Below are 22,511 nucleotides of genomic sequence, written 5' to 3' on the forward strand. Positions count from 1 at the left end.
AAATTTTATATAAATGGCTAAAGAAGTAGCAGGTTTAATTAAATTACAGATCAAAGGTGGTGCTGCAAATCCAGCTCCTCCTGTTGGCCCCGCGTTAGGTTCGAAGGGGGTAAATATCATGGAGTTTTGTAAACAATTCAACTCCAGAACACAAGATAAACCAGGAAAGGTTTTGCCTGTTGTAATAACAGTCTATAGTGATAAGTCTTTTGACTTTATCATTAAAACTCCACCAGCAGCTGTTCAATTGAAGGATATCAGTAAGGCTAAAAAAGGTTCTGCTGAACCTAATAAGTCAAAAGTAGCAACTATTACTTGGGATCAAGTAAGAACAATCGCGGAAGATAAACTTCCTGATTTGAATTGCTTCACTGTTGAATCCGGAATGAAAATGGTAGCTGGGACTGCTAGAAGTATGGGTATTGCAATTAAAGGTGAATTTCCAAAAAACTAAAAAACATTAATCATGGGACGTATTTCTAAAAAAAGAAAAGAAGTTCTTTCAAAATATGATTTTGAAAAGACTTATTCGTTAACTGAAGCGTGTGATTTGGTAAAGGAAATCACAACAACAAAATTCGATGCTTCTGTTGATATCAGTGTACGCTTAGGCGTAGATCCAAGAAAAGCTAATCAGATGATTAGAGGAACTGTTGCTCTACCACATGGTACTGGTAAAGATGTACGAGTTCTTGTACTTTGTACTCCAGATAAAGTTGCAGAAGCTACTGCAGCTGGAGCTGATTATGTTGGATTGGATGACTACATTGAGAAGATTAAAGGTGGTTGGACAGATATAGATGTAATTATTACAATGCCGTCTGTAATGGGTAAGGTTGGTGCACTTGGACGTGTATTAGGTCCACGTGGATTAATGCCAAACCCTAAAACTGGTACTGTAACAGTAGATGTTGCAAAGGCTGTGACTGAAGTGAAATCAGGTAAAATTGATTTCCGTGTTGATAAATATGGTATTGTTCATTCTAATATTGCTAAAGTTTCTTTTGAAGGAAGCAAAATTAAAGAGAATGCTACTGAGTTAATCAATACGTTAATTAAGATGAAACCTTCGTCAGCTAAAGGAACATATATTAAAAGTATTTATTTGAGTTCTACTATGAGCCCAGGTATTGAAATTGATACAAAATCTGTTGTCGCTTAAATTTTATTATTATTATGACTAGAGAAGAAAAAGCGCAGTACATTGAAGACCTTACGGCAGAATTGAAAGAATATGGTGTATTCTATTTGACAGATACATCAGATTTGACAGTTGAAACAATTAATAATTTAAGGGCTCGTTGCTTCAAAAGTGATATCAAGTTAAAGGTTGTAAAAAACACCTTACTTGCTAAAGCTTTAGAAAATATCGAAGGAAAAGAGTTTGGAGATTTGAAAGGTGTTTTGGCTGGACCAACTTCAATTATGTTCTCACAGGTAGGTAATGCTCCTGCTAAATTAATTAAGGATTTCAGAAAAAAAGCTGATAAGCCTATTCTTAAAGCTGCTTATGTTGAAGAAGCTATCTATGTTGGAGATCAAAACTTAGATGCTTTAGTGAACATTAAAAGTAGAGAAGAACTTATTGGTGATATTATTGCCTTATTACAAAGCCCAGCTAAAAATGTTGTATCTGGTCTTAAAGGTCAAGGTGGTAAGATTGCAGGAATCCTTAAAACGCTCTCTGAAAGAGCATAGATTAAATGAATATTATTATTAAACTTTTTTAAATTAAAAAAAATGGCACAAATAAAAGAAATCGCTGAAACATTAGTTAACCTTACAGTAAAAGAAGTTAACGAATTAGCTACTATCCTAAAAGAAGAATACGGTATCGAGCCTGCTGCTGCAGCTGTTGCTGTTGCTGCTGGTGGTGGTGCTGCTGCTGGTGGCGCTGCTGCTGAAGAAAAATCTGAATTTGATGTATTCTTAAAGAATGCTGGTGGTCAGAAATTAGCTATCGTTAAATTAGTAAAAGAACTTACTGGTTTAGGATTAAAAGAAGCTAAAGAATTAGTTGATGCTGCTCCATGCAAAATTAAAGAGGCTGTTTCTAAAGACGAAGCTGAAAGCTTAAAGAAATCTCTTGAAGAAAGCGGAGCTGAGGTTGAAGTTAAGTAGTACTTATACTATTTTTAGTGCAGGCATCACCCGATTTTCGGGGATGCCTTGCGCTATTTATATGCATTAAGATGCATTTTTATAAATTTTTAACAAAAATTCATAGTTTTGGCAACATCAAATAATATCACAACGCGAATTAACTTTGCTGCTAGTAAAGGCGTTTTTGAGTATCCTGATTTCTTGGATATTCAGTTAAAATCTTTCCAAGAGTTTTTTCAGCTAGAAACTACTCCTGAAAATCGTGAAAAAGAAGGTCTTTTTAAAGTTTTTTCTGAAAATTTTCCAATTACCGATACAAGAAATCAGTTTGTCTTAGAGTTTCTTGATTATTTCATAGATCCACCTAGATACACCATTGAAGAATGTATTGATAGAGGTCTGACATATAGTGTTCCTCTAAAGGCCAAACTAAAACTATATTGTACCGATCCTGAACATGAAGATTTTGAAACAATTGTTCAAGATGTTTATTTAGGTACTATACCTTACATGACCCCAAAAGGATCTTTTGTGATTAATGGGGCCGAGCGTGTAATTGTTTCTCAGTTACATAGATCTCCTGGTGTGTTCTTCGGACAATCCAGACACGCGAATGGAGCTAAATTATACTCTGCGCGTATTATTCCTTTCAAGGGTTCTTGGATTGAATTTGCTACTGATATCAATAGCGTAATGTATGCATACATTGATAGAAAGAAAAAACTTCCGGTTACAACTCTTTTTAGAGCTATTGGATTCGAAAGTGATAAAGAAATTTTGGAAATTTTTGACTTAGCTGATGAGATTAAAGTTAATAAAGCTAATCTTAAAAAAGTCTTAGGTCGTAAATTAGCTGCCCGTGTATTAAAAACTTGGGTGGAAGACTTCGTAGATGAAGATACTAGCGAAGTGGTTTCAATTGAGCGTAATGAAGTTATTTTAGATAGAGATACTGTTTTAGAAGAACACCATATTGATGAAATTATCGATTCAGGTGCTAAAACTATAATTCTAAATAAAGAAGATGTTAGATCTGTTGACTTCACTATTATATATAATACTTTACAAAAAGATACTTCTAACTCTGAAAAAGAAGCGTTAGAAGTTATTTACCGTTTATTGCGTAATGCTGAACCACCTGATTTTGAAACAGCACGTAGTGTATTCGAAAAATTATTCTTTTCTGACACTCGTTATGATTTGGGAGAAGTTGGTCGTTTTAGAATCAATAAGAAATTAAAAATATCTGATGATGAAGAGTCAAGAGTATTGACTAAGAATGACATTATTAAGATTGTTAAATATTTAATTGAACTAATTAATATGAAGGCAGAGGTGGACGATATCGACCACCTTTCAAATCGTCGTGTTAGAACTGTTGGGGAACAATTATATTCTCAGTTTGGTGTCGGTTTAGCTCGTATGGCTAGAACGATTCGAGAAAGAATGAATGTTCGCGATAACGAGGTGTTTACACCAATAGATTTAATTAATGCAAAGACATTATCTTCAGTTATTAATTCGTTCTTTGGTACGAACCAGTTGTCTCAGTTTATGGATCAAACAAATCCATTGGCTGAAGTAACACATAAGAGACGTTTTTCTGCACTTGGACCAGGTGGTCTTTCCCGTGAGAGAGCCGGATTCGAGGTGCGTGACGTTCACTATACTCACTATGGCCGTTTATGTACTATAGAAACTCCCGAAGGACCTAATATTGGTTTGATTTCTTCACTTTGTGTGTTTGCTAAGGTGAATAAACTTGGATTCATAGAAACTCCTTATAGAACTGTAAAAGATGGCGTAGCTGATTTAAAAGGCGAGCCAACTTTCTTAACTGCTGAAGAAGAAGATAATAAAATTATTGCTCAGTCAAACTCTCCAATGTCTGACAAAGGTGCTTTCTTAGGAGATGTTGTAAAAGCAAGAAGAGAAGGTGACTTCCCTGTTGTTGAACCGAAAGAAATTGACTTGATGGACGTTGGAGCTAACCAAATTGCTTCTATTGCAGCATCATCTATTCCTTTCTTAGAGCATAACGATGCAAACCGTGCTTTGATGGGATCAAACATGCAACGTCAGGCACTTCCTTTATTAAAACCTCATGCTCCAATTGTAGGGACAGGAATCGAGCGTTTAGTTGCTCGTGATTCACGTGTACTTATCAATGCTGAAGGAGAAGGGGTAGTTGAATATGTGGATGCTAATAATATTACAATTAAATATAATTTATCTGATTCTGATAGACTAGTTTCTTTCGATGGAGATACAAAAACATATTCTTTAACTAAATATGCAAAAACAAATCAAGGTACTTGTATTAACTTGAAACCTATCGTTCAGAAAGGAGATTCAGTTTCAAAAGGACAAGTTCTTTGTGAAGGTTATGCAACAGAAAGTGGTGAGTTAGCTTTAGGGCAAAACTTAAAGGTAGCCTTCATGCCTTGGAAAGGATATAACTATGAGGATGCTATCGTAATCTCAGAAAGAGTAGTTAGAGAAGATTTATTTACATCCATCCATATCGATGAATATTCTATGGAGGTTCGTGATACTAAACGTGGTATGGAGGAGTTGACTTCTGATATTCCAAACGTGAGCGAAGAAGCAACTAGAGATTTAGATGAAAATGGTATCATCAGAATCGGAGCTGAAGTTAAAGAAGGCGATATTTTAATCGGTAAAATCACTCCAAAAGGTGAGACCGACCCTTCACCTGAAGAAAAACTATTAAGAGCTATCTTTGGTGATAAAGCAGGGGATGTAAAAGACGCTTCTTTAAAAGTAGGTCCATCTATTGAAGGTGTTGTCATCAATAAAATGTTGTTCTCTAGAGCTGTAAAAGATAGAAAAACTAAAGCACAAGATAAACCTATTCTTGAAGAATTAGATAAAGAATATGAAAAGGATTTTGCTGCGTTGAAAGTAGTTTTAATTGAAAAATTAATGACAATTCTTGACGGACAGAAATCTGCTGGTGTTACAAATAACTTTAGAGAAGAAATAATTAAAAAAGGTGCGAAATTCACTGATAAAGCACTGAATATTATTGATTATTCTATTGTTAATCCATATAATTGGACAGATAATGCTGAAGTGAATTCAATGATTCAACGAGTTATCCATAACTTTACAATTAAAGCAAATGATTTATTAGGTAATTACAAGAGAAAGAAATTCCATATTTCTGTTGGAGATGAACTACCTACTGGAATCATTAAGTTGGCAAAAGTTTACTTAGCTAAGAAAAGAAAATTGAAAGTTGGGGATAAAATGGCTGGTCGTCACGGTAACAAAGGTATTGTGGCTAAAATCGTAAGAGATGAGGATATGCCATTCTTAGAAGATGGAACTCCTGTTGATATAGTATTGAACCCACTTGGGGTGCCTTCTCGTATGAACTTGGGTCAGATTTATGAAACTGTTCTTGGTTGGGCTGGACAAAAATTAGGATTGAAATTTGCCACTCCGATTTTTGATGGAGCTGAACCGTATGAAGTAGATGAATACTGTGATCAAGCAGGTATTCCAAGAGCGGGTAAAACATATTTATATGATGGTGGAACAGGTGAGCGTTTCGATCAACCAGCTACTGTAGGGGTAATTTATATGCTTAAATTATCTCACATGGTAGATGATAAGATGCACGCTCGTTCAATCGGACCTTATTCTTTAATTACTCAACAACCTCTTGGTGGTAAAGCCTTATTTGGAGGTCAACGTTTTGGTGAGATGGAGGTTTGGGCTCTTGAAGCATTTGGTGCTTCTAATATTCTACAGGAAATCTTGACAGTAAAATCTGATGATGTGAATGGTAGAGCAAAAGCGTACGAAGCTATTGTGAAGGGAGATAATCTTCCTACTCCAGGAATTCCAGAGTCATTTAATGTACTCCTACATGAATTGAGAGGTTTAGGTCTTAATATTCAGATTGATAAGTAATCAAATTTTAATTGATAATACTCTTTAAAAATGGCATATAAAACAGATACAAAAAACACAGTGAAAGAATTTTCCGAAATTACGATTTCACTTGCGTCTCCTGAATTGGTTTTAGAACAATCAAGCGGAGAGGTACTTAAGCCGGAAACAATTAACTACAGAACATATAAACCAGAAAGAGATGGTTTGTTTTGTGAACGAATCTTTGGACCGGTAAAAGATTACGAATGTCACTGTGGGAAATATAAACGTATTAGATATAAAGGTATCGTTTGCGACCGATGTGGAGTGGAGGTAACCGAAAAGAAAGTACGTCGTGAAAGAATGGGACACATTCAATTAGTTGTTCCTGTGGTTCATATTTGGTATTTTAGATCTTTACCAAATAAAATTGGATATCTTTTAGGTCTTCCTACTAAAAAACTAGATCAGATTATTTACTATGAAAGATACGTAGTTATTCAATCTGGTATTGCTAGAAATACAGAAGGTGAACCTCTTGAAGAATATCAATTCTTAACAGAAGAGGAATATCTAGATATTGTAGATGAATTACCGCAAGAAAATCAATATTTAGATGATTCAGATCCTAATAAGTTCATTGCAAAGATGGGAGCTGAAGCTATCTATGATTTATTAAAGAGATTAGACCTGAATGAACTTTCTTACGATTTAAGACATAAAGCTAATAATGAGACTTCTGTTCAGCGTAAGAATGAAGCATTAAAGCGTCTTCAAGTGGTTGAAGCTATGCGTGATTCTCAAGAGAAAATTGAGAATAAACCTGAATGGATGGTAGTAAAAGTGGTGCCAGTTATTCCACCAGATTTACGCCCGCTTGTTCCATTAGATGGAGGACGTTTTGCGACTTCAGATTTGAACGATTTATACAGACGAGTAATTATTAGAAATAATCGTTTGAAACGATTGATTGAGATTAAAGCTCCTGAAGTAATCTTACGAAATGAAAAACGTATGCTTCAAGAGGCGGTTGATTCACTATTTGATAACTCTAGAAAATCAAGCGCTGTTAAAACAGATTCTAATAGACCTTTAAAATCCCTTTCTGATTCATTAAAAGGAAAACAAGGTCGTTTCCGTCAAAACTTACTTGGTAAACGTGTTGACTATTCAGCTCGTTCTGTAATTGTTGTGGGTCCAGATTTGAAAATGCATGAATGTGGTCTTCCTAAAGATATGGCAGCAGAGCTTTACAAACCATTTATCATTCGTAAGTTGATTGAGAGAGGAATTGTGAAGACTGTTAAGTCAGCTAAGAAAATTGTAGATAGAAAAGAAGCAGTAGTTTGGGATATCTTGGAAAATGTGATTAAATCACACCCTGTATTACTAAACCGTGCTCCAACTCTTCACCGACTAGGTATTCAGGCATTTCAGCCTAAATTAATTGAAGGAAAAGCAATTCGATTACATCCACTTGTGTGTACGGCTTTTAACGCTGACTTTGATGGTGACCAGATGGCAGTTCACTTACCATTAGGTAATGCTGCTATTTTAGAAGCGCAATTGCTCATGTTGGCATCTCATAATATCTTAAATCCTGCTAACGGTGCTCCAATTACAGTGCCTTCTCAGGATATGATTTTGGGATTATACTACATGACTAAAGGAAGAAAATCTACTGAAGATCATCCAATGAGAGGTGAAGGTATGACTTTCTATTCTCCTGAGGAAGTGGAAATCGCTTTAAATGAGAGACAAATTGATATTCATTCACACATCAAAGTAAGAGAAAATCTTCCAACTCCTACAGGTGGTTTTGAAGATAAAATCATTGAAACTACTGTGGGTAGAGTGCTCTTCAATGAAATGGTTCCGAAGAAAGCAAGATTCATTAATGAAGTTATAACTAAGAAATCCTTGAGAGGTATTATTGGTCATATCTTGAAAGTTTGCGGAACTTCTCAAACAGTTCAATTCCTAGATGATATTAAATCAAAAGGATATGAAATGGCATTCAAAGGCGGTTTGTCATTTAACTTAGATGATATTATCATCCCTAAAGAGAAAGATACATTAGTAGCAAAAGCAAATGAGAGCGTTGCAGAAGTAATGGAGAACTATAACATGGGTCTTATTACAAACAATGAGCGCTACAATCAAATTATTGATATTTGGACACGTACAAATACACGTCTTACAAATACTTTGATGGAACAATTGAAGAATGATGATCAAGGATTCAACTCTATCTATATGATGTTTGACTCTGGAGCGAGAGGTTCTAAAGAGCAGATTCGTCAGCTTTCAGGAATGAGAGGTTTGATGGCTAAGCCTCAAAAATCTGGTGCAACTTCACATGAAATTATTGAAAATCCAATTCTTTCAAACTTTAAGGAAGGTCTTTCAATTTTAGAGTATTTCATTTCAACTCACGGTGCTCGTAAAGGTCTTGCCGATACAGCCTTAAAAACTGCGGATGCTGGTTACTTAACTAGAAGATTAGTTGATGTTGCGCAAGACGTAGTTATTAATGAATATGATTGTGGTACACTAAGAGGTGTTATGGCGACTCCAATTAAGAAAAATGATGAGATTGTAGAGCCGTTACATGAAAGAATCGTAGGTAGAACAAGTGTTCACGATATCTATGACGATAATGAAAATATTCTTGTTGAATCAGGTGAGATGATAACTGAAGATATCGCTCAAGCAATTGAAGATGCTGGTATTGATGAAGTTGAAATTCGCTCTGTGTTAACGTGTGAATTGAGAAGAGGGGTTTGTGCAAAATGTTATGGTAGAAACTTAGCTACAAATCGTCCAGCCCAAATAGGGGATGCTGTCGGTGTAGTTGCTGCTCAGTCTATTGGTGAACCTGGTACTCAGTTGACATTGAGAACATTCCACGTCGGAGGTACTGCTTCCAATATTGCAGACGAAAGTGAGTTAAAAGCAAAAGCTTCTGGTCTAATCGAAATTGAAGAATTGAGATCAATTGTGAGAGTTGATAAAGATGGTACAAAACGAGAAATCGTTGTAGGCCGTTCTGGAGAACTTAAGATTTTAGATAAGAAAACTGGATTAGCTGCTATGACAGTTAATATTCCTTATGGTTCCGAAATCTTTGTTAAAAATGGAGACTCAATTGAGAAAGGAGCTATAATTTGTTCTTGGGACCCTTATAATGCAGTAATAATTTCTGAAACAGATGGTATTGTTGAATTTGATAGCATCCAGGATGGTATAACATATCGTGAAGAAGTGGATGAGCAGACTGGATTTACAGAGAAGGTTATTATTGAGAGCAGAAATAAGAAAATGAACCCTGCTATCTTAATCAAAAATAAGAAGGGAGAAATTATAAAATCATATTCTGTTCCTGTTAATGCCCATATTTCTGTTAAAGAAGGAGAGCAAATTTCACAAGGTCAAAGTATTGTTAAGATACCTAGAATTGGAGGTAAAGGAGGGGATATCACTGGAGGTCTTCCTCGTATTACCGAGCTTTTCGAAGCGAGAAATCCTTCAAACCCAGCTGTAGTTTCTGAGATTGATGGTATCGCAATGTATGGCAAAATCAAAAGAGGTAACAGAGAGGTTATCATTGAAGCAAAAACAGGTGAGGAGAAGAAATATTTAGTACCTCTTTCTAAACATATTTTGGTTCAAGAAAATGATTTTGTTCGTGCAGGGCAGCCATTATCTGATGGAGCAATAACACCAAGCGATATTCTAGATATTCAAGGTTCTACGGCAGTTCAAGAATATTTAGTGAATGAAGTGCAGGAAGTGTATAGATTACAAGGTGTAAAGATTAATGATAAGCACTTTGAAGTAATCGTTCACCAAATGATGTTGAAAGTTGAAATTGAAGAAGCTGGAGATACAAGATTCCTAGAAAAGCAAGTAGTTCACCGAGCTGATTTCTTAGAAGAAAATGACAGAATATATGGTATGAAATATATCGAAGAGGTTGGTGATTCTAAAAATCTAAAGCAAGGGCAAATTGTTTCTGCAAGGAAATTACGTGATGAGAATACAATGCTGAAGAGAGAGGATGCTAAATTAGTGATAGCACGTGATGCTGTTCCAGCAACCTCTAGACCTTTACTTCAGGGTATTACGAGAGCTTCGCTTCAAACTCAATCATTTATCTCAGCAGCTTCTTTCCAAGAAACTACTAAAGTATTGAATGAGGCAGCTATTTCCGGAAAAACTGATTATTTATTAGGATTGAAAGAAAACGTAATTGTAGGACATAAGATTCCTGCAGGAACTGGTGTTAGAGAATTTCAGAAGATAAATGTGAACTCTGATGCTTCTTACGATGAATATTAAGAAAAGTGAAATAATGTCATTATAAATATGATTTATAGGCTATCAATGATATATTGATAGCCTTTTTTTATTACCTTTATTTTATGGAAAATAATAACAATAACGAACACAAAATTAATATTGAATTACCAGAACAAATTGCAGAAGGGGTATATTCAAATTTAGCAGTCATCACTCATTCGCCAAGTGAATTTGTATGCGATTTTATTCAAATTATGCCTGGGGCACCTAAGGCTAAAGTGCGCTCTAGAGTTATTATGACTCCAGAGAATGCTAAGAGATTCTTGAATGCATTGATGGATAATATTCAGAAATATGAGGAGAATTTAGGGAGAATAAATGTAGGGAAAGACGAATTACCTCCTATTAATTTTGGTTTTCCACCAACAGAAGCTTAATTATTTGATTACAATTTTAATATTTTTATTATGAGTAAATACGACGTAGCAATTATCGGATCAGGCCCTGGAGGATATGTGGCAGCAATCAGATGCGCACAATTAGGAATGAAAACTGCTATTATTGAGAAATATGACACCTTGGGTGGAACTTGCTTAAATGTGGGTTGCATTCCTTCTAAAGCTTTATTGGATTCAAGTGAACATTTTTATGCAGCTTCAACTGACTTTGAAGAGCATGGAATTAAATTGAAAGATTTAAAATCTGACTTTAAACAAATGGTCGCCCGAAAAAATAATGTGGTAGAACAGACATGTGGGGGAATAAAATTCTTAATGGATAAGAATAAAGTTGATGTATTACATGGTTTAGGTTCATTTGTTGATAAGAATACTGTGAAAGTAACTGACAAAAAAGGAAAGTCAATTGAAATCACAAGCGATAAATTTATTATAGCAACTGGTTCAAAACCTAATTTCTTCAAAGGAATGGAACCAGATAAAAAACGTATTATAACATCTACCGAAGCACTTTCTTTAAGCGAAGTACCTAAAAAAATGATTGTTATTGGAGGTGGGGTAATTGGTCTGGAATTAGGCTCCGTTTATGCTCGATTAGGAACTGCTGTTGAGGTTGTTGAGTTTGCGGATTCTATTATCCCTACTATGGATGAAACAATGGGGAAAGAATTGACCAAAGTGCTTAAGAAGTTGGGCATGAAATTCTACATGCAACATCGCGTACAAAAAGTTGAAAATAAAGGCAAAAATGTTAAAGTAATAGCCTTGGATAAGAATGAGAAGGAAGTTGTTTTGGATGCTGATTACTGCCTAGTAGCTGTCGGTAGAAAGCCATATACTGACGGATTAGGTTTGGAAAATATTGGATTAAAACCAAATGAAAGAGGCCAGATTGATGTAAATGAAAATCTTCAAACTGCCATACCAAATATTTATGCCATTGGAGATGTAATTAAAGGTGCTATGCTTGCTCATAAGGCAGAAGAAGAAGCAGTGTTTGTTGCAGAGAAGATGGCTGGTCAGATTCCTCATATTAATTATGATTTGATTCCAGGTGTTGTTTATACTTGGCCAGAAGTTGCTTCTGTTGGAAAAACTGAGCAGGAACTAAAGAAAGCTGGCGTAAATTATAAGGTGGGTTCCTTCCCAATGAAAGCCTTAGGTAGAGCAAGAGCTAGTATGGATATTATGGGATTAGTAAAGATTATTACAAATAAAGAAACAGACGAAATCTTAGGTGTTCACATGATTGGAGCAAGAGCAGCAGATTTAATTATGGAAGGAGTAGTAGCTATGGAATTTAGAGCATCTGCTGAGGATCTTGCTAGAATTTGCCATCCTCACCCAACCTATGCTGAAGCAATACATGAAGCTGCCCTAGATGCAACTGGTGATAGAGCTCTGCATATATAATTTAAGTGATAACTCTTCATTCTTCATAGTTTCTTAAAATATGAATTGAATAAAGATTTTTTGCTGGATTTGAGTATTGGGAATTATCAAAACAAAATAATTATAAGTGATGAAAATTCTGTTAGTAATAACAGAATTTTTTATTTTGTATAATTTCTTATTTGAGTTATAATATCAAAAAGGAATATTCTACGTTATAATATTGCATGAGTACACCATTAAGAATACTAATACTCCTTCTATCTTTTATGATGATTAGTCTTTCATCTATGAGTCAATCTAATCTAAGATGGAAGAAAGTATATGTACAAAATGACACAATTCAATTAGATTCTTTAACTATTTTTCAAAATAGTTTACGTGTATTCTGTGGAGAATCTCTTCTAACTCAAAACGATTATTATTTTAATGGAAATACACGAAGTTTTTACCTTAAATATCCATGTGGAGATACACTCCAATTTAGATATCGGGTATTCGATATAGATTTTCAGAAGCCTGTCCAACGCATAGATACGACCATTATATATAAGAATGATGGAAATATAACAGATTTCTATTATCGCGATGAAGATGATCGTTTTGACTTTTTTGGAGAAGATGAAATTAAAAAATCTGGAAGTATTTCAAGAGGAATTAGTTTTGGAAATGCACAAGATCTATCAGTTAATTCATCTTTGAATCTTCAACTCTCAGGGAAGATTGCTGATAATGTAAATATATTGGCCACGGTTACGGATAATAATTTGCCTATACAGCCAGATGGGAATACGAGCCAACTTCAAGAGTTTGACCAGGTGTTTATTCAATTATATGGAGAAGAATACAAAGTGATAGTTGGGGATTATTGGTTAAAGAAGCCAAAAGGATATTTTCTGAATTATAACAAGAGAGCTCAAGGGATATTTGGGCAATATGTTATGGGGAAAGAGAGTGAGAAGTGGATGATTCAAGGAGGAGGCGCTCTTTCAAAAGGAAAATTTTCTCGGAATACAATTCAAGGAGTTGAAGGTAACCAAGGACCTTATAAATTAAGAGGGAAAGAGAATGAACCATATATAATTGTTCTATCTGGTACTGAAAATGTTTACTTAGATGGAAAGCTTATGCAGCGAGGACAGGAGTTTGATTATGTAATTGACTATAATACAGCTGAGCTTACATTTACCCCCAGACATATTATAACCAAAGATATCCGTATAGTTGTTGAGTTTCAGTATTCAGATCAAAATTATGCAAGATCTGTTTTTGTTGCAAATACAGAATACCAAGGTGAAAAACTAGATTTTTGGCTTAATATATTTTCAGAACAAGATGCTAAAAATCAGTCATTACAACAGAAACTAAGTTCAAAAGAAAAATTATTTTTAAGTAAATTAGGAGATAGCATACAATATGCTTTGTCAAATTCTATTGATAGTATTGGTTTTATGGATAATCAAGTGACCTATAAAATGGTTGATTCTTTAGGTATTGACTCTATTTTGGTATATTCTGTAAATCCAGATTCAGCTTATTATAGAGCATCTTTTATGAATGTGGGTACAGGAAAAGGGAACTATGTTTTTGATCGATATACAGCAGTTGGGAAGGTATATAAGTGGGTTGCACCTATAGGAGGGCAACCTCAAGGTGATTTTGAACCTTCTCGATTGATAATAACACCTAAACGAAATACAATGATTTCTTCTGGAATCGAATACCGATTTAATGATAAATGGAAGGCTAGAACTGAAATAAGTACATCTTATCGTGATCAAAATACATTTTCTAAAATTCACAAAGATGATAATCGAGGATATTCAAATAAGACATATATTGAAGGAATTCATAAACTTGGTAAAGATTCCTTAACCACTTGGAAATTTAAGACTGTTGTCGACTTTGAATATACTTCCAAATATTTCCAAGAAGTTGAACGATATAGAAGTATTGAATTTGACAGAGACTGGAATGTGAGAGGGAAAAATTATACTGGGGATCAGTATGTGTCTTTACTATCCTTTCAATTTTTGAATATTAAATATGGAAGTATTGAACTACAAGCACAAAATTTAGCTTTTGGTAAAGATTATTTAGGAAATAAAGGAAGATTGTTGGGTGAATGGAATCAAAAAGGATTACATGCCAGTGTGGATGCGAGTTATCTAGATAGTAAGTCAGATCTTCAAAATAGTTATGTCAGACATAAATCAGATATAAATCAAACAATTGGGCCAATTAAGATAGGATTTGAAGATGATCATGAAAGAAATGTATTTAAAGAAAATACCTTATTGCGTTTAGATTCTTACCAATGGTACGATTGGAAAGTGTATTTTGGTAGTTCAGATTCACTTATTAATCAATTTCAGCTATTTTATAGTGAAAGATACGATTGGAGAAGTGATTCAACTAGGCTAGAAGAAGCAGCTATTGCCCGAACAATTGGGGCAAATTTTGATTGGTTATCCAGTCAAAACTCCATTTTGAAAACAATGGTCAGCTATCGTAAACTTGATATTAAAACTCCTACTTTGATCAATCAACAACCTGAAAACACCTTTTTAGGAAGAGTTGATTATAGTTTAAATCTCTGGAAAAAAGCACTCAATTTTACATTGTTTTATGAGATAGGATCAGGTTTAGAATTAAGGAAGGAATTTTTATATATAGAAGTAGCTGCTGGACAAGGAGTTTATACATGGATTGATTATAATAATGATGGAATTAAAGATCTGAATGAATTTGAAATCGCACAATACCCTGACCAGGCAAAATATGTGAGAGTTTTTACACCAAGTGATGAATATGTAAGAACTTATTCAAATGAATTAAACCAATCTTTGTTTTGGAGGCCAGAAAGAATCTGGAGTAATAAACAAGGAATCCTGAGATTTTTAGCTAGAATTTCAGATCAAGTAAGATTTAGAGTGTATAAAAAGGTGTCGGATGCAAATTGGGAAATGTATAATCCAATTAGTAGAAGCATTGCAGATACAAGTTTACTTAGTTTAAATTCTTCTATAAAAAATACATTTTTCTTTAATAGAACAAGCCCTATTGCAGGAGGTGATTATACATATTCTCAAACGAATTCAAAATATATGATAGCAAGTGGCTTTGATGGTAAATCCCAAGAGTACCATTCAGTTTCTTTGAGATGGAATCTGGTTAAAGTCCTTACAATTAAAACAAGTGGTGAATTAGGTGAAAAAAGAGCAATAGTAGATTATACTGTAGGGAGAAATTATTCTATAAACTATCATAACATAAAACCAGAAATCATTTATCAACCGAATACTATTTTTAGAATTTCTCTGGAAGGGCGATATGAAGAAAAGAGAAATCAAGCAAGCTTTGGAGGGGAAAGAGCATTTTTAAGTGATATTGGAGTTTCCATTAAATGGAACCAACTGGATAAAGGAAGTTTGAATGGAGAGTTTAAATTTATTAATATTGTTTATAATGGCTCCCAAAATAATTCTGTTTCATACGAATTATTAGAATCTTTAAAATCAGGAAAAAACTTCACTTGGGGTATAGGTTATCAAAGAAATATTGTTAAAAATCTACAGGTCAATATTCAATATAATGGTAGAAAATCAGAAAATAATCGTGTCATACATACTGGAGGTGTTGAAGTTAGGGCCTTTTTCTAATTTTAAATAGAAGTTTTTAGAATGCTAAATATTTTTTTATTTGTAACAAAACAAAGATAAATACGTAAGACTAAAATTTATTTTGTATAATTGTCAGAATAAATTTTTAGAATTTAATCTAACTGCTGTTTAGTATGCAAATATTTTTGAAATATTTTAAAATAGGCAACTATTATATGATAGTTATCGTTTTAATTTTACTAACTAAGATTATATCATTAACAAACACTATTTCGTTATGCGCGATTTTTTAAAAAATATTATTCTAATTATTATAGTAATAATTGGAATGTTTAGTTTTAGCAATACAGCTAATGCCTCACACGTGGCTGGAGGATATATTCAATTCGATTGTACTGGTACGCCTGGTGTTTATAAAATCAGATTGGTATTGTATCGAGACTGTTCTGGTATTTCTATGTCAACGAGTAATCAGACTATTAAACTAACAAATACATGTGGAATAGCTAACCCCAAAACGGTTACTGTGTCATATAAATCTATGCAGGAAGTATCTCAGGTGTGTGCAACCGATCAAAATAAAACTACTTGTAAGGGAGGAACAATTCCAGGATTCCAAGAATATATCTTTGAAGGAACAGTTAACTTAGGGAATTGTAATTCATGGACAGCTAGTTATGCGCTATGCTGCCGAAATAATGTAAATAATGTTTCAGGTGCAAGTAGTACTGATTTCTATGTAAAAACTCAAATCTTTACGGGTACTGATAATTGCAACGATAGTCCAGCGGTTACCGCACAGCCAGAACCTTATGTTTGTAAGGGACAGCCTGTATCGTATAATTTAGGGGCTTATGAACCAGATGGTGATGTTATTGTGTATTCATTAGTTAGCGCTCTGAATAGCAATGGTAATCCATTAAATTACACAGGAGGTAATAGCGGACCAAGCCCTGTCCCTGGGGTAAATATCGACCCTAATACGGGAACAGTTACCTGGTTGCCAACTACAAATGGAACCTATATCTTTGTTATCCAAATGACAGAGTATGATAGTAATGGTAATGTTGTTACGGTTACAAATTATGAATACCAAACAACGGTTATTACTTGTAGTAACCAACTACCGGTAACTCCCGCTCAATCTGGGGGTATAAGTAACATTACAGGAAGTATTGTGCAAAATGGACCAAACAGTTTAACTTTATGTAAAGGATTTCAGGGTTGTTTCTCTATGGTCTTTAGTGACCCTGATGCAGCCAATATTCTAACAGTTACTTCTAATTTAGCATTAGTATTACCAGGAGCCACTATCACTCAAACTGGAAATAACCCAGTTACTATCACTGTGTGTTGGCAACCCACAACTGCCCTAGGTGTAGTAGGATTAAATTTCCTAGTAGAGGATAATGCCTGCCCGTTAACTGGACAAAATAACTATGCAGCGACTATTAATGTGGTGGATCCTGGTGTCCCAAGTGTTGTTGCTACTCCAGAATTATGCGGTGGAACAAATCAAGGTCAAGCAACTATAACTATGTCAGGCGGAGCTCCTCCATTTACATATAGTATTTCAGGACCTGTTAACCAGAATAATAGTACGGGAGTATTTACAAATCTACCTCCGGGTACATATTCATATACGGTAAATACCTCACAAGGATGCCCTCTTATTGGTAACTTTACGTTAGCTCCTGGCCCAAATTTACCTGTATCAACTACCAAAATAGATGTAAATTGTAACGGGCAAAATAACGGTTCAGCTACCGTAACCCCTGGAGGAGGTACTGCACCATATATTTATGTGTGGAGCCAAGGTGGAACTCCGATTGGTCAAAATACACAAACTGCTTCTAATTTAACAGCTGGTACATACGATGTTTCTGTAACAGACAATAATGGATGTGCTAATACCGCTACTGTGACTATTGCTCAACCAAACGTTTTAACAGGGACATTAAACCCAACACCTACCTTGTGTAATGGGGCTTCTAATGGACAAATATCTGTGACAGGCGTAACAGGTGGAACTGCACCATATACTTATAGTATTGACGGAGGAGCATATCAAGCAGGAACTACATTTACAGGTCTGGCAGCAGGAAATCATCAAGTAACTATTAAAGATAATAAAGGTTGTACTTTAGTTTTAACTATTAATATTACTCAACCTCCCGTTTTAACGTTGACACTGAATAGTACACAACCAGCAACTTGCGGAAACAACTCTGGTTCTGCTTCTGTGACCGCTGCTGGTGGTACAGCTGCATATACATATTCTATTGGCGGAACAAGTAATGGTACTGGAAACTTCACCAATCTAGCACCAGGATCGCATACTATTAATGTTACGGATGCCAATGGTTGTACTGCTTCCGTTGTTGCTAATATTACAACTATAGTTGCCCCTACTGTTTCTATTGATAATTTAAAGCAGGTTAGTTGTTTTGGTGGTAATGATGGTAAAGCTGTAATTGCAGTGAGTGGTGCAGCTGCTCCTGTTTCATATTCATTGAATGGAGGGGCAGGACAAGCTTCTAATACTTTTAATAATTTATCAGCTGGAAGTTACACTGTAACTATCACAGATGCAAATGGATGTACTGCAACAACTACTTTCACAATTACACAACCACCAGTTCTTAATTTTACATCTTCTATTACCCCTTCAACATGTAGTGGAGATTGTAATGGCCAAATCGTTGTAACTGCTATGGGTGGTACATCTCCTTATACATATTCAAGTAACAACGGTATGTCTTTTGGACCTTCAGGTACATTAACAGGTCTATGTGCAGGAAATATTAATGTGGTTGTTAAAGATGCGATGGGATGTTTGGTGAACTCTCTAGAAGTTATGACACAGCCTTCTTCTTTGACAGCTACCTACGTAAATACAGATCCTATTTGTCACAACGGATCTGATGGTATGATTCAGGTAAATGCAGCAGGTGGTACTCCTGCTTACACTTATAGTGTAGATGGTGGCGCATTCCAATCTGGAAGCACACTTACTGGATTAGCATCAGGTAATCATAATGTGATTATTAAGGACGCAAATGGTTGTCAGATTAATGCAACACAAACACTTGGTAACCCTCCAGGTATTTTAATTGATACATTATATATGACTCCTTCTAACTGTGGTTTTAATGATGGTCAGATTGCATTTACTGCAGCAGGTTCTAATCCTCCATTTACATATACATGGAATGGATCTACAAATGCTACAGGAGTGTTTACCAATCAATTGGCTGGTGCACACTTAGCTTACGTAACAGATGCTTTAGGCTGTAAAGATTCTATCTTCTTCGGTATTAATGACATACAAATGGGAGGTCAACTTATTAGTTTGACTAACCTTACTTGTTTTGAAGATTATTCTGGTGATGTTTCAGTTATTAATACGAAGGGTTCTGCTCCTATTACTTTTGAATTAGATAATAGCGGAACAACTCAAACAAATGGTAATTTTGCTGGGTTAGATGCTGGTTCACATATTATAACGATTTATGATAATGGATTCTGTATCTTTACAATTCCATTTACATTAACTCAACCTGACCCTGTTGAATTTGCTGGAACTACCGTAGATGTATCTTGTAATGGTGGTTCTACTGGTCAGATTAATGTAACTAACCCTACTGGAGGTGATGGGAATTATCAATATAGTATAGATGGATTTGTTTATCAGGCTGGCACAAATTTTAGCGGTCTTTCTCAAGGAGATTATACAATCTATGCAGAGGACGGTAATGGTTGCCCAGGATCTACAGATTTCCATATTGATGAAGCACCACTTATTACATTTGTTACAAACTTATTTGATTTAATGTGTTATGGAGATAATACGGGTGCAATTGAAATAGTTGCAACAGGCGGTACTGGAACCTATACATATAGTAACGATAATGGTTCTACTTTCCAATCTTCATATGCTTTCCCAGGTTTAGCTGCAGGTACTTATAATTTAGTTGTTAAGGATGCTGTTAATTGTCAAGTTTCTGGAACGGCAACTATCAATCAACCAACGCCTTTGACTGCTACGTATGCGCCTCTAGCAAATACTTGCTTTAATGCATGTGATGGTCAATTAACAATTACTGCAAATGGTGGAACTTCGCCATATCAATATAGTATAGACAATGGTGTTACAATGACCACCAATAGCAATATAACTGGAATTTGTGAAGGTACATATACTGTTTTAGTTAGCGATAATCATAATTGTCAAATTACAGCCTCTCAAACTATTACACAACCAACACAGGTAACCTTTACATCGGTAGAGACTCCTTCAACATGTAGTGACCCTAATGGAGTTATTACCATTACAGCATCTGGCGGTACACCAGGTTATACTTATAGTAATGATAATGGAGGGACATTTGTGGTAGGTAATGTATTTAATGGTTTGGCTCAAGGTACATATAACCTTGCCGTTAAAGATGCTAATGGTTGTCCGGCTACTGGTACCCAAATTGTGACAGATATGCCTTCTCCTTCTATAACTATGCTTCAGGGAACAGATCCTCTATGTAATGGTGATGCTAATGGTATTATTAATGTGACTGCAACTGGTGGAACAGGAACTCTTACATATTCTGTTGATGGAGGAGCATTTCAAGCAAGTAGTACATTAAATGGTTTATCAGCTGGTTCACATATTGTTACAATTCAAGATGCTAATGGATGTACAGATACAGATAATATTACTTTAGTAGATCCTCCAGTACTAACATTTACTACAGTGCCTACGGCATTGACTTGCTTCCAAAACTCTACAGGTAAGATTGTGGTTACTCCAAATGGAGGTACACCAACATATACATATTCTTTTGACAATGGAACAACTTTTGGAGCTTCCCCAGTAAATAACTTTATTGCAGCAGGAACTTATAATATTGTAGTAAAAGATTTTAATAATTGTACAGCGACTGGTACTGAAACGGTTACAGAACCAACACAATTAGTATTCAATAATATTACTTCAACAGATGCTTTATGCTTTGGTTCTTGTGATGGAACAATAACTTTATCTGTAGGTGGAGGTACAGCGCCATACACTTATCAATGGCCTACCGGAATTAGTAGCCCAACTAGTGATCAAGCAAATGGTTTGTGTGCAGGTGATTATTCTTTTATAGTGAATGATGCAAATAACTGTTTGATTAATGATCTTGTAACGATTAATCAACCAGATTCTGTACAAATCACTAGTATTGATAAAACAAATGTGACTTGTTTTGGATTCTGTGATGGAACTATACAGATTAACTCTCCAACTGGAGTTCAATTCTCTATTGATAATGGAGCAAACTTCCAAGCAGGAAATAGTTTTACAAATCTTTGTGCCAATGATTACAATATTGTTGTTAAAGATGCAAATGGATGTTTGGTAAATGGCTTTAAAAATATTTGGCAAGCAGAACAAATTACTTTAGCAATATCTAATGACACAACTGTTTGTTATGGATTTAATGCGAAAGTCGTTGCATCTGCAACAGGAGGTATTCAACCATATGATTTTCAGTGGAGCGTTCCAAACCCTACAGGTTGGGATACATTGGAAGTTGTAGCAACAAGTACACAAACTTATACGGTAGATGTGTTTGATTTTAATGGATGTACACCTGCACAAGAAAGTATGACTTTAACAGTAATTCCATTAGTAGATATTGTGGTATTGCAAGATACAACTATATGTCCTGGAGGTACAGCAACCTTAACAGCACAAGGAATAAATGGATTACCTGGTTATTCTTATATGTGGAGTAATGGAGAAACTACTCCAACCATTAATGTGAAGCCAAGTTCAACAACTACATATACCGCGACAGTCACTGACCAATGTGGAGATGATGCTTCGGCTGATGCTGTTGTGGATATTCATAGTTTACCTACTGTTCAATTTGAAGCTGATTCACTAATTGGTTGTACTCCGTTAACTGTTAATTTCACAAATTTGACAGATCCAAATCAGATGAATGGAAATTGTGTATGGAAAATTAATGGAGAAACTATTACAGGTTGTGGACCTATCCAATATACCTTTACAGATATCCATTGTTATGATGTAACGCTTCAAGTAGAGTCTAATTTCGGATGTAAAACGGATACTATTTATACAAATTATATTTGTGTAGAAGGATATCCAATTGCAGATTTTGATTTTAATCCGTCTAGTCCATCTATATTAAATAACACTATCAATTTTATGAATATGTCTATTGGAGGTCAATCATATAATTGGACATTTGATGGTAATGGTTCTTCAAGTGAAGTAAATCCTAGTGTTACCTATGATAATTTAAAGGCTGCCACAACTGTTATGGCATGCTTGGAAGTGACTTCACAATATGGATGTAAGGATGATATTTGTAAGAAGATAGATATTAAGGAAGAGTTTAACATCTACGTACCAAATACATTTACACCTGATCATGATGACTATAATGAGGTGTTTAAACCTGTATTCCCACCTAATATGGAAATGAGAGAATATCACATGATGATTTTCAATAGATGGGGAGAAATTTTATTTGAATCATATAACCCAGATGCTGGATGGAGAGGAACATATGGAATTGATTCAGATAGAATTGTAAAAGATGGAACCTATATTTGGAAGATTGAATTCTTCCAAGGTGACAGAAAAGAAAAAGAAGAGATGGTTGGACACGTTAATGTGATTAAATAAAGACTTAACATAGAATTATAACAAATAACC

Annotated in this window: 10 protein-coding genes; all 10 read left to right on the plus strand. The window is 34.9% G+C overall.

Annotation, left to right across the window (positions count from 1 at the left end; all coding sequences use genetic code 11):
• Positions 1 to 13 precede the first annotated feature (13 nt).
• The 10 genes from rplK (at position 14) to M9897_13445 (ending at position 22,481) form a co-directional block, all read left to right on the plus strand.
• On the plus strand, positions 14 to 454 hold the full coding sequence (gene rplK / locus M9897_13400) for a 50S ribosomal protein L11 (protein ID MCO5269878.1): 441 nt from the start codon (positions 14 to 16) through the stop codon (positions 452 to 454).
• A gap of 12 nt (positions 455 to 466) precedes the next feature.
• Entirely contained in the window at positions 467 to 1,162 is a 696-nt protein-coding gene (rplA, locus tag M9897_13405) for a 50S ribosomal protein L1 (GenBank protein ID MCO5269879.1), read from the plus strand.
• A 14-nt stretch (positions 1,163 to 1,176) separates the two neighbouring features.
• Positions 1,177 to 1,698, plus strand: a complete 522-nt coding sequence (gene rplJ, locus M9897_13410; protein MCO5269880.1) for a 50S ribosomal protein L10 — start codon at positions 1,177 to 1,179, stop codon at positions 1,696 to 1,698.
• Positions 1,699 to 1,740: 42 nt separating this feature from the next.
• Positions 1,741 to 2,121: a 50S ribosomal protein L7/L12 gene (rplL, locus tag M9897_13415; protein ID MCO5269881.1), complete on the plus strand. Its 381-nt coding sequence runs from the start codon at positions 1,741 to 1,743 to the stop codon at positions 2,119 to 2,121.
• A gap of 108 nt (positions 2,122 to 2,229) precedes the next feature.
• Complete coding sequence (gene rpoB, locus M9897_13420; GenBank protein MCO5269882.1) at positions 2,230 to 6,045, plus strand: DNA-directed RNA polymerase subunit beta; 3,816 nt, start codon at positions 2,230 to 2,232, stop codon at positions 6,043 to 6,045.
• A 30-nt stretch (positions 6,046 to 6,075) separates the two neighbouring features.
• The gene (gene rpoC / locus M9897_13425; protein ID MCO5269883.1) at positions 6,076 to 10,347 is read left to right on the plus strand and encodes a DNA-directed RNA polymerase subunit beta'; all 4,272 of its coding nucleotides are present in this window, start codon (positions 6,076 to 6,078) and stop codon (positions 10,345 to 10,347) included.
• A gap of 83 nt (positions 10,348 to 10,430) precedes the next feature.
• Positions 10,431 to 10,745: a DUF3467 domain-containing protein gene (locus M9897_13430; protein ID MCO5269884.1), complete on the plus strand. Its 315-nt coding sequence runs from the start codon at positions 10,431 to 10,433 to the stop codon at positions 10,743 to 10,745.
• A 30-nt stretch (positions 10,746 to 10,775) separates the two neighbouring features.
• Positions 10,776 to 12,179: a dihydrolipoyl dehydrogenase gene (gene lpdA, locus M9897_13435; GenBank protein MCO5269885.1), complete on the plus strand. Its 1,404-nt coding sequence runs from the start codon at positions 10,776 to 10,778 to the stop codon at positions 12,177 to 12,179.
• Between the two features lie 206 nt (positions 12,180 to 12,385).
• Positions 12,386 to 15,820 (plus strand): hypothetical protein, encoded by a 3,435-nt coding sequence (locus M9897_13440; protein ID MCO5269886.1) that lies wholly within the window; start codon positions 12,386 to 12,388, stop codon positions 15,818 to 15,820.
• A 238-nt stretch (positions 15,821 to 16,058) separates the two neighbouring features.
• Complete coding sequence (locus M9897_13445) at positions 16,059 to 22,481, plus strand: gliding motility-associated C-terminal domain-containing protein (GenBank protein ID MCO5269887.1); 6,423 nt, start codon at positions 16,059 to 16,061, stop codon at positions 22,479 to 22,481.
• Positions 22,482 to 22,511: the final 30 nt, after the last annotated feature.

It is taken from the genome of Brumimicrobium sp. (assembly GCA_023957385.1).
Taxonomy (GTDB): domain Bacteria; phylum Bacteroidota; class Bacteroidia; order Flavobacteriales_D; family Crocinitomicaceae; genus Brumimicrobium.

Coding starts and splice junctions, on each gene's coding strand:
- rplK (MCO5269878.1), top strand. CDS start 14: ATGGCTAAAGAAGTAGCAGGTTTAATTAAATTACAGATCAAAGGTGGT.
- rplA (MCO5269879.1), top strand. CDS start 467: ATGGGACGTATTTCTAAAAAAAGAAAAGAAGTTCTTTCAAAATATGAT.
- rplJ (MCO5269880.1), top strand. CDS start 1,177: ATGACTAGAGAAGAAAAAGCGCAGTACATTGAAGACCTTACGGCAGAA.
- rplL (MCO5269881.1), top strand. CDS start 1,741: ATGGCACAAATAAAAGAAATCGCTGAAACATTAGTTAACCTTACAGTA.
- rpoC (MCO5269883.1), top strand. CDS start 6,076: ATGGCATATAAAACAGATACAAAAAACACAGTGAAAGAATTTTCCGAA.
- M9897_13430 (MCO5269884.1), top strand. CDS start 10,431: ATGGAAAATAATAACAATAACGAACACAAAATTAATATTGAATTACCA.
- lpdA (MCO5269885.1), top strand. CDS start 10,776: ATGAGTAAATACGACGTAGCAATTATCGGATCAGGCCCTGGAGGATAT.
- M9897_13440 (MCO5269886.1), top strand. CDS start 12,386: ATGAGTACACCATTAAGAATACTAATACTCCTTCTATCTTTTATGATG.
- M9897_13445 (MCO5269887.1), top strand. CDS start 16,059: ATGCGCGATTTTTTAAAAAATATTATTCTAATTATTATAGTAATAATT.